Genomic DNA, 12280 nt, shown 5'->3' with positions numbered 1-12280 from the left:
CTAAAAAATTTACTTATTAATAATTTTTCCATCAAAGTCTAAGTAATACCACTTTCCACCAGAGTCTTGTAACCAGCCTGTATGCATAACTCCACTTTTATTTAAGTAATACCAGTTTCCATCTAAAGAAATCCAACCAGTTTTCATTTCTCCATTTTCACTAAAATAGTACCAATTATTGTTGATATAAAGCCATCCTGTAGCCCTATATCCATCTTCATTAAGATAATAATCTTTTCCAGTATTTTTATCGAACCACCATTTGTCTTTTAGAACTTCTCCAGTACCATCTATGTACTTCCACTTTCCATCAACGCTTTGCCATACATTAAACTTCTTTATATCACTTTGTACAACAAGATTATTATTATTATTATTTACTGTAGAGCTTGTACTTGTTTGAGTTGATGAAGTAGTTGAAGCTGATAATTTACCTCTGAATACATCAAATGTATAAGTTTCTTTATCATCATTATTTTCAACATATACTTCTATGGTATTCTTTCCTTTATCTAAGCTTACTGTCTTCTCGTAGTTATTATCTTCTTCTACAGATTGACCATTGATTTCAACTAAATCATTATCATCTTCTGGCGTTGCTCTGATAATTATTTCTTTAACATTTTCGTCAGCATTTACATCATAAGAATACTTACTCTTTGAAAAATCAATATCTCCATCACTTAAATACATACTTTTTAGATATGCATGGTCTGTATCTTCCTCTTCTTCAGAATTAATAGCTGGCTTTTTCACATGAATCACATATGTTTTTTCACAATCAGTTACATCATCGTCATCATAAGCTTCTTTATATGCATCGTCATTTTTATAAGTTCTTAAATAAATATTTTCAGAAGATGAATCAATTTTTATATATTCTCCAACATCTTCTCCTTTTTCTTTCTTATCAGCAGAAGTAAATTGTTTAATTACATATCCGCTTCCTTTAACATCTGCAGATATTTCAAACCCATCAGCACCTGTAAGTTCTACATAATAATCTTTTTTTGCACTTAATGACACCTCATCACCATAATAACTATCAAGTAATTCAATTTCACTTCCTGTACTTCTTCTTATAGTTAATGAACTTAATTCTCCCTCACTTGCACTTTTATATGTTGATGCATAAGCTTCAATATTTCCAGGGATAAAGCTATTAGCTGGCAATATACATGAAAATGCTCCTATTATAAGAGTCACAGCAATTATATTTTTAATCTTTTTATGCATTATCTTCCTCCTCATAGATTATTAATTTTATATAATCTTTATGTGATATTGTTAATTTGAAAATGCAATCCAAGGTTTTTGAATCTTTTCTTTTGTGCTGTTATAGTTAATAACTTCAGCTCTTAAGTCAAGATCTGACTGCTCACTCTTTATAGCTTCATCATTATAAGCTGACTCAGTAATCATTCCTAAATCATATTTAAGTTTTGAGTTACTAAGGTTCTCATTAGTTATTTCTATATTTTTCTTTAAATAATCAATCTTGTCTTCAGAAGTAATGAGATCTGTACAATATCCTTTTAAGCTATCTTTAAATTTTTTCTTATTTTCATTTAGGTTAATTTCGTCTTGATAATTAGTTAGCTTAGTATTTAAATATGTTAATCTTGATGCTAAAATCCCTGTATATTTATTCCTAGTAGCATTATAGGTACTCAATGCAACCGTATAATTTTTATACGCATTAGGATCAGGATCTGTAGCTAATGGCTCCGTAGGCTTAGTAGCTGATTTCTCATTATTTTCTGCTGTTTCCATATCATCTGTAGTTATTCCATTATCTTTCTCATAATCTTTATCATAATAATCTTTATTAAGATTAACTAATTGTTCAGTATATTTTAAATAAGAATCTATAGAATTATCTAAATATTCATCTATAGAACTATCTATTTTTAATGGTTCAAACTTAATATCTTGCTCCAAACTATATTTATTTACATCTTTGCCTGTTAATACTTTAAAACTATATTCCAAATCAGTAAGTTTATTTTTATTTGTTTTTTGTTTATTTTGAAGGTTTTGAACTTCAAGTTCAGTTGATTTTACATCAATTAATCTTCTCATCCCTAAACTCTCCCTTGATTTATCATCCTCAAGTCCTTTATTTTTAACTTCTAATTCTTTAGCTGCCTTACTTATATTTATTTGACTTGTAACAATTTCATTATATTTATCAGTAACCTTTTTTCTTAAGTTATCTTCATTAAAGTCTCTTTGTTGCTTTAGCTTTTTTAGAGTAATATCTCTAGTATCATCATTAAAATCTTCTTGGTCCCCACTAACATCATTGAAGTCATCTTGTTTCTCCTTGAGATCATTAGTTTTATTTTGATAACTTATTTTCTTTTCATCAAGTTTTAATGGATCACTAATGCTAATTGCTGACTTTATAGCCTCATCTAAAGTAAGAACAGCTTTTTGATTTGTTTGTGCTTGTATATTATTTGTTTGCACATTGGTAGTTGCCGTAGAAGTGCTTTTTATAGTATCTGCTGCAAATACTGGAATAATGCTTCCACTCATAATACTAATCCCAATAGCAATTGCAACAATCTTATTTATATTCTTTTTCATTTAAATTCTCCTCTTCATTAAATTTAACCTGACAAATATTCATCTTCATAACATATAATTATAATTTAAATTCCAAATTGTTAATTATCCATTGTGAATTGAAAGGGACTATCTAAAATTTAATTTTAGTATAGTCTCTTTAAAATTTCATAAGCTCTATAAATTTAAATTTGATTCTTCATCATCATCAATTTTTACTGACTTTTTATGAACCAATTTTCCAAACTTATTTTTCAAATCATCAAGTATTGTATATGCAATCGGTACTACGAACAAAGTTAAAATTGAGGATGTAATTAATCCACCAATTATTGCCTGTGACATAGGTGCACGGGATTCCGAACCTGCTCCTGTAGCTACAGCGGCTGGAATCATACCAAATATCATAGCCAAAGTAGTCATTACTATTGGACGTAATCTTACAAGTCCTGCTTCTCTCAAAGCTTCCTTTATAGGAATACCTTCTTTCATTTTTTCCTTTGCAGAGTCAATAAGCAGAATCCCATTTTTAGCAACTAGACCCATAAGCATAATAATACCTATCATACATATCATACTTATAGCGCTTCCAAAAACAAATAATCCAAGTACAGCTCCAATAATTGCAAGTGGCAGTGCAAACATTATAGAAATTGGATCAATAAAACTTTCAAATTGTGCTGCCATAACTAAATACAAGAAAAGTATTGATAGAAATATAGCTTGAATTAAACTCTGCATACCTTTTGCCATCATTCCACTGATTCCTCCAATAGATAATGAAACTCCATCTGGCAGTTCGCTTTGAATCTTTGCCTTATAATTACTTTCGAAAGTACCTGAAGATACCCCTATAACATTAGCAGAAACTTCAACTTGTGGCTGCTTATTATATCTATGCAGCGATGAAGAAGTTGTTTCAATAACTTTTTTAGTTACTTGACTTAAAGGAACTTGTTGATTTTTTGTTCCTAAAACATAAATATTATCAAGATCATTAAGGCTTTTACATTCGTTATCATCTATAGATACTTTTACATCATATCTATCTGTTCCGCCATCATACTTACTTACAGATGAACCATTAAATAATGTTGACAACATACTTGCAACATCTGAACTACTAACACCTAAATCTGCTGCTTTATCACGATCCACCTCAATCCTTACTTGTGGTGTACCAGATTTACTGTTTGTACCAACATCTCTTGCATTAGGATCTTTAGACATCTCCTCTGCTATCTTATTTGCAAAGGTTTGAAGCTTTGATCTATCATCTCCAACAATATTGTAAGCTACATCTTTTGAAGCTCCACCGGCTCCTGATGCAGCAGCTACTGTAACTTGAACTCCGGAAATACCTTGCAAATCTCCTCTAAGCTTTTCTGCTATTGCTTTTGATTTTTCCTTACGCTCACTTTTATCCACCAGCTGAATTTTAATTGATGTACTAGCTTTTTTCACTGTGGAATACATAAACTTTACTTCCGGATATTTACTAATAACATCTTCAAGCTGCTTAGTTTTTTGCGTAGCAGTATCTAGTGTTATCCCTGAATCAAATGTAGCACTAACACTAACCTGACCATTATCAGTTGCAACCTGTGATTCAAATCCTAGTGATGTACCGAGTCCAATGCTTCCTACAAACATAGCTGCACAAATACCTAAAACTAGCAATCTTTTATTAAGACTTAAAACTAATAACTGTGAATATTTTTCAGCAAAAATATCAAATTTCTCATTAAACCACTTAAAAAATTTACCAATAAATGTTTTACTTTCTTTTTTCCCTGGCTTAAGCATTTTTGCTGACATCATAGGTACAAGGGTAAATGATACAATAAGTGAGACTAACATGCTAAATACAACTGTAAGTGCAAATTCAATTGTATATTTTCCTATCATCCCCTCTACCATTGCTATAGGGAAAAATACTGATATAACAGCTGAAGTTGTTGCTATTACTGCAAATCCAATTTCTGATGTAGCATCCTGTGCTGCTTGTATTGGAGATTTACCCATATGCATATGCCGTACAATATTTTCTATAACAACTATAGCATCATCTACTAAAAGCCCTACGGACAGTGATAGTGCCATTAATGACATTGAGTTTAATGAAAAGTTCATCTGTTTCATACATATAAAAGTACTTATAATTGAAATTGGAAGAGATATTCCACTTATAAGTGTACTTTCCCATTCATTTAAGAACAAAAATACTATAATAACTGCTAATATACACCCTTCAACAATAGTTTTCATAACATCATTAACACTATCTTCTATTGATGTAGAATTATCACTAACAATATCAACCTGTACACCTTCTGGCAGAGAAGATTTAATTTCATTTACTATTGTCTTAACATTTTTTGCTACTTCAACAGTATTAGCACCAGATTGCTTAACTATATCAATACCAATTGCTTGATTTCCTTGATAGTATGCAATACTGCTTTTCTCCTCAAGTCCATTTTCAATTTTTGCAACATCTTTTACTCTAATTTCTGCATTATTCTTTTTAGCTACTAAGATATTTTTAAAGTCTTCTACTTTTTTTATCTTACTATTTGTAGTAATAGAAATTTCATTATTTTCATCAACAACCTTTCCGGTTGATTGATCGATATTATCTTTTTTTATGCTGTTTACAACATCACTTGGCGCTAAACCATAAGATAATAACTTGTTGTTATCAAGTTTTATATGAATTTCTCGTGTATCCTCACCAGATACATCTACTGAACCAACACCAGATACTGTATATAACTTTTTATTTAAAGTATTATCTATAAAATCCGTCATTTTTTGAGTGTCATCTGAGCCATAAACAGCAATAGATAAAATTGATGAAGCTGACATATCAAACTTAGAGATAACTGGATCATTAACATCCGTTGGCAATTCTCCTCTAACATTTGAAATTTTATCTCTAACTTCTTGTGCTGCAACATCGCCATTTTTACTTAAATCAAAAGCTATAGTAGTTTGGGAATAACCTTCGTTTACAGTAGAAGTTATAGTCTCAATTCCAGAAATCTTCCCTACTGAATCTTCTATTTTTTTTGTTACTTTTGATTCAATTTGTTCAGCTGTTGCTCCTGGCTCTGTAACCATAACTGAAACATAAGGCATATCCACATTTGGCATTTCATTAAGTACTAGTTTTTGATAGCTAGTATAACCTAAAATAGTAAGGGCAATCATTATTACTGTTATAAATACAGGTTTTTTAATACTAATATTTGCTATATTCATTTATTATCCCTCCAATGCCGAAACTGCTTCTACTTCAGCACCATCTTGCAGTGTACTCGTGTTTGTACAGATTATTTCATCGCCATCTTTTATACCAGATGTTATTTCTACATTATTTTCATCAGTTTCTCCAATTGTAACTTTTTGTTTTTTAGCCGTTCCATCATCATTTATGAATACAGAATAGTCACCTTCATTTCCAACTAAAGCATTTATTGGTACAGAAATCACTTGAGTTTTTTCTAAGCTTATAAGTTCTGCTTTTGCATAAACACCTGGATATAATGTTTTATCAATATTATCTATTTTAATTTTGCAATTAAAAACTCTAGCTGTGGCATCCGCTGACAAATCTATATTTTGCATAACTCCATCGTATGTTTTATCGCTTCCCTCAACAGTAATTGTTGCTGCTTGTCCTATTTTTACAGTGCTTATTTTATCTTGCGGTATTTGTATTGTTGCATATACAGACGATATATCATTAACCTTTGCAAGTGCTGTACCTTGAGATGCCATTTGTCCTATATTGACAGCTTTATCACTTATTGCTCCACCTATAGGCGCCTTAATAATTGTATTATTCAATGAATCTTGTAAATTTGCTATACTTACATTTTGTGTTGATATATTTGCTTGAGCTGTTTGAATACTTGCATTTCCTGAATCATAATCAGCTTGAGCTGTATTTACAGTTTTCTCTGCAACTTCAAAATCTGTTTGTGCTATAGCTTTTTTTTCAAAAAGAATTTTTTGCCTATCATAATTGCGCTTAGCATCATCCAAATTAACTTTTAGTTTTTCCATAGCCACTTGTGATGAATTTAATTGAGCTTGATATGTTTGTAACTGAGCTTGTGAAGTTTTTATATTATTTCTTATATCCTGGTCATCTAATGTAATTAATGTATCTCCTTGATTTACATATTGTCCATTTTCAAACGCTACTGAAACTACCTTTCCTGATATTTTACTGCTTACAATCCCTTGTTGATATGCTTCTAAATTAGCTTTATATGTATCACTCGAATTTTTTTCTACTGCTTTTACATTTTGTACCTCAACTGCCATCTTACTAACAGCAACTACAACATTCGTACTTTTTGCATTTAACGATATCTTATTTTTAACTACTATAGCACCGATTACTGCTATAACAATAACCGCACATATAACTATTTTTTTTACTTTTTTCATATTTCCCCCCTAGTTTTTAATATATTTAATTTTATAATTATATTTAATTGTTAATTATGAATATTTTCCTAGTACATTTTGGTAATTTATCCATGAGTAAATTTTATATTTAAATCATAGTTAATCATAGTTACTTTAGTTATTAAACATCATATGACTTTAGTCACATACTTCTATATGGAAACGATGATATAATATAAATAAAATATCTGTATTGAAATGAGTGATGTTAATAAAATGGAAAAACATAAAAAATATAGTACAGCCTTAATGCTTATAATGTTAATAACAATAGTTATCAAGATTTATTTTCAATATAATAATCGCCCATTAATAATGATTCCACTGTTAAGTCTTATTGCTGTAATGATTATTAATGGCTATATAAGAAATGTAAAATTAAAAAATGAAACTAAATATATTTGTATATCACTATTATTTAATATTTGTGCGGCGTCAATACTCCAATACCTTATTCTTGGAGTAAGTACTACTATTTATATGTACTGTGTCATATTTCAAATTTTGGAGTTAGAAAAAAAATTTTTAAAGATTTTACTATCAGTACATGCATTACTATATTTTTCAGCTGCTATTTTTAATGGAATACTTTCAGGCAGCGAAAATTTCTTATTTAATTTAGTTATTCAAATATTAGCTTATTCAGCTACAACGGGTATGCTTTACAACTTAAAGAAACTTGAAAGAGAAAAAGAAGAAATAAAACAGCTAAATGAAAAATTAAAGTTATCAAACATAAAACTTCAAAAATATGTACTAGAAGTAGAAGAAGTTACTATTTCTAAAGAGAGGACAAGAGTTGCTCAGGAACTTCATGATTCATTAGGCCATTCCTTAATGGCTCTCGCTATGCATTTAGAATTTGCTAAAAAGATATGTATTACAAAACCTCAAAAGGTAGAAGAAGTATTAGAACAATCTGAAAAAATAGCAAAATCAAGTATTAATGACCTTAGAAAAGCAGTTACGCTTCTTAATTCAGAGCTTGAAATAGTAGATCTTGATACTTCAATAGAAAAACTTATTAACAATTTTTATTTAGTTAGTAATCTTAAAATTACTTATACTAAAAATAGAAGTATTAATGACTTAAGTTCAATTGTTAATACTTCAATATATAAAACAATACAAGAATGTATAACTAATAGTCTAAAGCACGGTAATGCAACAGAAATTAATATTAAAATTACAGCTTCTAATGAAAATGTAGAATTTATTGTTACTGATAATGGAAAGGGCTGTAACAATATTGTTAAATCAAACGGATTGAATGGAATTGAAAACAGAATACATTCATTAGGAGGTACAACATACTACTTTAGTCATAATGATTTAGGCTTTGGTATAAAAGTATTAATTACAATATAAATGAAATGGGGTAAATATAAACTATGATAAATGTTATATTAGTTGATGATCAATTAATTGTACGAGAAGGGATAAAAATGATTTTAAGCTTAGATGAGGAAATAAATATTATAAAAGAAGCTGAAAATGGAAGACAATTATTAGAACTTCTAAGCACTGGACAACTTCCCGATGTAATTCTTATGGATGTTAGAATGCCAATAATGGATGGCGTTGAAGCTGCTAAGATTGTTAAGGAAAAATATAAAGATATAAAGGTAATAATATTAACTACCTTTAACGAAGATGAATATATATTTGAAGGAATTAAAAATGGCGTTGATGGATATATATTAAAAGATGCTGGTTCTGACTATATAATCAAAGCTATAAAAACAGCCTATAATGGAAATATGCTTCTTGATCCCGAAGTAACAGCAAAAATAGTCAGAGCCTATAATTCAATTGCTAATGATAGACAAACTCCTAATCAACTCAATGAATATAAAAAGAAATTAGAAATGCTTACTCAAAGAGAAATTGATGTTGCAAGACTCGTAGCTCAAGGTAAGAGTAATAAAGATATTTGTAATATCCTATTTCTAACAGAAGGTACTGTAAAAAATTATTTAACAAAAATATTTGAGAAATTAGAATTAACCAGTAGAACAGAATTAGCATTATTTATTAATCAATTAGAGCTATCAAAATAATAAATTTTTTGAATTTATTTTTATCTCATTAGTTTAAACTGAGATATTACAAGGAATATTAGCTCAAAAAAACGCTGTGGATCAAGTTTTCTCTTAATCCACAGCGTTCCATACTCATTTTTTTATCTCCAGTTGTTATCGCTTAATCCATAATTCTTATCTAAATAAAACATCGAACTGTGAACAGTCCCATTTCCATTAACTATAGCCATTTTTCTTGAACGAATATCTTCAGCATTATTAGTTGAAGTATCTGCTATAGCATTTGCAATAACCTTAAGTAGATCTCTTTCAATCATATTAGGATTTTTCTTAAGGGCAGTATCAATATTTTTTGCTGCTTCTGAGCTTATACTTCCATTTTGTACAATAATATCAAAAGCAAGTGAAAATCCTCTTACTGTTTTTAAATTGTACTTATCACAAATAAGCATTGCTTGTCCAATATAATAAGATTCAGCATCACTTTCAATATTTATAAAGTGCTGATTATTATATAAACTAACAAACTGTGATTCCCAAGGTTGAGCAATTGTATTTGTTGAAGTATTAATAGTTTTAGCCCATTTTAGTTGATTTTCTTTTGTATCAAGTATCATGTTATGAATGCTATCATAGTTTGTTCCGAAAATACTTTTCATTTCAGCATTATATTCTCTATCCATTCTATTAAGCAGTGGTTGCAACGTACCTTGACCTACACACCATTGAAAATATCCCAAAGATAAGCCTTGTCCATCAAAATTTCCTGCGATTTGAGTAGAATCTCCAACTTCAAATTGCTTACTTATATTTCTTGCAACATTGACTACACCACCTGTTGGAGAAGTATACTGTTGTACATATGCATCGGATACATATGCTATGTTATTATTATATGTAATTTTATCCCACACAGTACCATTAGTATTTACGGTGTCCAAAATTTCAACATTGTCATAATTATATAAATATCCTTGGATATCTCCATTTAGGTCAGGAACTGCTCTTACTTTTAGATCAGTTTCAAGCTCTGGATTATACACATATGCTTTTTTATTATTAACCGTATATTTTTGAGCTTCACTTTTATCTACTGTTGCTGCACTTGCACTAATTTCCAAAAATGAAATGTTACTTGCAACAATTGATATAATCAGTAAACTTAATAATACTTTTTTCTTACTATTCATCTAAATCCACCTCATATTATAATTTATTTATTAGTTTTGCTTATATTATATATTACAGGATAAATGTGTCAATATTGTGCCAAATAAAATTTACACATTACATGTAAATTTTATTCTTAATTAAATTCTTCCTTTAAGCTCTGACAAATGAGTAATTATAAATTCTACTCCCCCCATACCCATAGCAAAGAATACTAAAATAATAACTAATATTATTGCACTAAAATCATATTGCATTTTTTCTTCTTTGTTTATTATGCATGCTATAATAATTTCTATTCCTACACTCACTAAGATAAGAGGCCATAGAGATGCGATTAGAAGAATATTAATACTCGTTGTAATTAATCTAAGTAAGAACATTATTCCAAACATAACTAAAACAATTCCTGCTGTTAATGTACCTACTCTACGTCCCTTAATCATCTATTTCGTACTCCTTTTTCTTTCCTTGAATAAGCTTTACACCAATTACAACTATTGCTATTCCTATAATTAATTGAGGAACCTGTCTTGTACAATAATATATAACTTCATAAATTTCATATGGAATATATCGGTGTATAACATTCATTATATTTTCTGATAACAAATAAATGCCAAAAAACAATAATAATACACCTGTAGCTAATCTACGTTTCTCAAATACCTCTTTATCTAATTTCACTAACTTATCAATAGAAAATAGATACTTATCTTCTAAAAGTAAAAGCTTATCATCATCTAAACTTGCTCTATTTGTACAATCGAAAAACGAATAAAACCAAATAAGTGGTGCTATAAATAACAATGGTCCTATATCAAGCCAAGTAGAAAGAAATATTAAAAAGAAAAACACAGACATAAAAGATACTCCTATCTTCATAAATCCCATATACATATGCCCTGCACCAGGTAACATTGAAAAAACAAAAGTCAAAAATTTACTTTTTTTCCTTATCATTATTGAAAACCTCCAATTTAATTATTTTTTGAGAAAAGGTATTAAGATTTGCATTAACTGAATTTACAATGCTTAAATCTAGTGGTTTTACATAGTTTGTTTTTGTACTCGCTAGAGAATTTAATCCATTTGAAAAAACCATCATTAATGCTATGCTAGCTGCAACTGCAACTTTAACACAGTAAACACTAAATTGAATATTACTTTGTTTCGTGCCTTTTATTTTAATTTGTACTTTCTCTTCAAAACCTAAAGGAGCGTCAGTAAGTTCATCATCCTCAAAACTGTCTGCAAAGCTACCTGCACACTTTTGACAATCACTAATATGCGTAAGTACACAAATCAATTCCTCATCTATTAAAATATCAAATTTTAGCGCCTTTAATGTCTCTTCAGCTAAATGTCCTTCTTTATTAAATAATGTACCCTTCACATAAACTCCTCCTTCCATAAATCCTTTAATAATTTTTTTGACCTATAAAGTTGCGTTTCCAAAGTTTTAATGTTCTGTCCCGTTTCCTTTGCCAAATTTGAAAGTTTAATATCTTTGCAAAAATAGCTTATAGCTACAGTTCTGTAAGGTTCTTTTAGCTTATTACATACACTTTGTATTCGCTCCATAGTGTTCTTTTTCACTACTGTCTCCTCTGGTGAATCTCCATCATCCTTCAAACCTTCATACTGCTCGTCCGATAAACTAACTGTTGTCCTTGCTTTACTCTTAATGTAGTCCCTGCACTTATTTGCAGCAATTGTAGTAAGCCAAGCCTTAAGGTTATTACCATCAAAGCTTTCACAGTTTTGATATGCAGCTAAAAAAGTTTGCTGCGCCAAATCTTCAGCATCAAAGTAATTTTTGGTAAAGGATAGACAAATAGTGATAATTAATCGTTCATATTGTTTTATATAACTTGCAAATTGTTCTTTTTCAATAATTATCACCCCTTATTTTTACCCTTACATTTAATATAACGATTGAAAAATAAAAAACACTTCAATAAAAAACTTGTCTTGGAATTTGCTCTAGGTAGTATGATTAAAAAATTATTAAG

General features: G+C 29.4%; 11 protein-coding genes. 2 read left to right on the top strand and 9 right to left on the bottom strand.

Going from position 1 to position 12280, the window contains the following annotated elements:
• Positions 1 to 9: 9 nt before the first annotated feature.
• The 4 genes from psyc5s11_RS28050 to psyc5s11_RS05845 form a co-directional block, all read right to left on the bottom strand.
• Positions 10 to 1236, bottom strand: a complete 1227-nt coding sequence (locus psyc5s11_RS28050; protein WP_311196411.1) for a cadherin-like beta sandwich domain-containing protein — start codon at positions 1234 to 1236, stop codon at positions 10 to 12.
• A gap of 51 nt (positions 1237 to 1287) precedes the next feature.
• On the bottom strand, positions 1288 to 2592 hold the full coding sequence (locus psyc5s11_RS05855; RefSeq protein WP_224036689.1) for a TolC family protein: 1305 nt from the start codon (positions 2590 to 2592) through the stop codon (positions 1288 to 1290).
• A 156-nt stretch (positions 2593 to 2748) separates the two neighbouring features.
• Positions 2749 to 5835, bottom strand: a complete 3087-nt coding sequence (locus tag psyc5s11_RS05850; RefSeq protein WP_224036688.1) for an efflux RND transporter permease subunit — start codon at positions 5833 to 5835, stop codon at positions 2749 to 2751.
• A 3-nt stretch (positions 5836 to 5838) separates the two neighbouring features.
• On the bottom strand, positions 5839 to 7032 hold the full coding sequence (locus tag psyc5s11_RS05845) for an efflux RND transporter periplasmic adaptor subunit (protein WP_224036687.1): 1194 nt from the start codon (positions 7030 to 7032) through the stop codon (positions 5839 to 5841).
• Between the two features lie 219 nt (positions 7033 to 7251).
• On the opposite strand from psyc5s11_RS05845, the gene psyc5s11_RS05840 reads away from it, so the two are divergent.
• The gene (locus tag psyc5s11_RS05840; protein ID WP_224036686.1) at positions 7252 to 8421 is read left to right on the top strand and encodes a sensor histidine kinase; all 1170 of its coding nucleotides are present in this window, start codon (positions 7252 to 7254) and stop codon (positions 8419 to 8421) included.
• Positions 8422 to 8444: 23 nt separating this feature from the next.
• Complete coding sequence (locus psyc5s11_RS05835) at positions 8445 to 9113, top strand: response regulator transcription factor (protein WP_224036685.1); 669 nt, start codon at positions 8445 to 8447, stop codon at positions 9111 to 9113.
• A 122-nt stretch (positions 9114 to 9235) separates the two neighbouring features.
• Here the strand turns inward: psyc5s11_RS05835 and psyc5s11_RS05830 are convergent, their stop codons facing one another.
• The 5 genes from psyc5s11_RS05830 to psyc5s11_RS05810 all read right to left on the bottom strand — a co-directional run bounded on the left by psyc5s11_RS05830 (position 9236) and on the right by psyc5s11_RS05810 (position 12170).
• Entirely contained in the window at positions 9236 to 10285 is a 1050-nt protein-coding gene (locus tag psyc5s11_RS05830) for an SH3 domain-containing protein (RefSeq protein WP_224036684.1), read from the bottom strand.
• Positions 10286 to 10405: 120 nt separating this feature from the next.
• The gene (locus psyc5s11_RS05825) at positions 10406 to 10711 is read right to left on the bottom strand and encodes a hypothetical protein (RefSeq protein WP_224036683.1); all 306 of its coding nucleotides are present in this window, start codon (positions 10709 to 10711) and stop codon (positions 10406 to 10408) included.
• A complete protein-coding gene (locus psyc5s11_RS05820) occupies positions 10704 to 11228 on the bottom strand; it encodes a hypothetical protein (RefSeq protein WP_224036682.1) in 525 nt (174 codons plus the stop codon). Before psyc5s11_RS05820 ends, psyc5s11_RS05825 begins: the two co-directional genes overlap by 8 nt.
• Entirely contained in the window at positions 11209 to 11661 is a 453-nt protein-coding gene (locus psyc5s11_RS05815) for a hypothetical protein (protein ID WP_224036681.1), read from the bottom strand. The genes psyc5s11_RS05820 and psyc5s11_RS05815 overlap by 20 nt, the downstream gene beginning before the upstream one ends.
• The gene (locus psyc5s11_RS05810; RefSeq protein ID WP_224036680.1) at positions 11658 to 12170 is read right to left on the bottom strand and encodes an RNA polymerase sigma factor; all 513 of its coding nucleotides are present in this window, start codon (positions 12168 to 12170) and stop codon (positions 11658 to 11660) included. Before psyc5s11_RS05810 ends, psyc5s11_RS05815 begins: the two co-directional genes overlap by 4 nt.
• Between the last annotated feature and the right edge of the window lie 110 nt (positions 12171 to 12280).

This window comes from Clostridium gelidum (genome assembly GCF_019977655.1).
GTDB classification, from domain to species: Bacteria; Bacillota; Clostridia; order Clostridiales; family Clostridiaceae; genus Clostridium; species Clostridium gelidum.
This window is presented reverse-complemented; position numbering and strand designations above follow the sequence as displayed.

Bases quoted from the DNA above. Each gene is read 5' to 3' on its own strand.
- psyc5s11_RS05835 (WP_224036685.1), top strand. From the start codon at position 8,445: ATGATAAATGTTATATTAGTTGATGATCAATTAATTGTACGAGAAGGG.
- psyc5s11_RS05840 (WP_224036686.1), top strand. From the start codon at position 7,252: ATGAGTGATGTTAATAAAATGGAAAAACATAAAAAATATAGTACAGCC.
- psyc5s11_RS05850 (WP_224036688.1), bottom strand. From the start codon at position 5,835: ATGAATATAGCAAATATTAGTATTAAAAAACCTGTATTTATAACAGTA.
- psyc5s11_RS05820 (WP_224036682.1), bottom strand. From the start codon at position 11,228: ATGATAAGGAAAAAAAGTAAATTTTTGACTTTTGTTTTTTCAATGTTA.
- psyc5s11_RS05825 (WP_224036683.1), bottom strand. From the start codon at position 10,711: ATGATTAAGGGACGTAGAGTAGGTACATTAACAGCAGGAATTGTTTTA.
- psyc5s11_RS28050 (WP_311196411.1), bottom strand. From the start codon at position 1,236: ATGCATAAAAAGATTAAAAATATAATTGCTGTGACTCTTATAATAGGA.
- psyc5s11_RS05855 (WP_224036689.1), bottom strand. From the start codon at position 2,592: ATGAAAAAGAATATAAATAAGATTGTTGCAATTGCTATTGGGATTAGT.
- psyc5s11_RS05845 (WP_224036687.1), bottom strand. From the start codon at position 7,032: ATGAAAAAAGTAAAAAAAATAGTTATATGTGCGGTTATTGTTATAGCA.
- psyc5s11_RS05830 (WP_224036684.1), bottom strand. From the start codon at position 10,285: ATGAATAGTAAGAAAAAAGTATTATTAAGTTTACTGATTATATCAATT.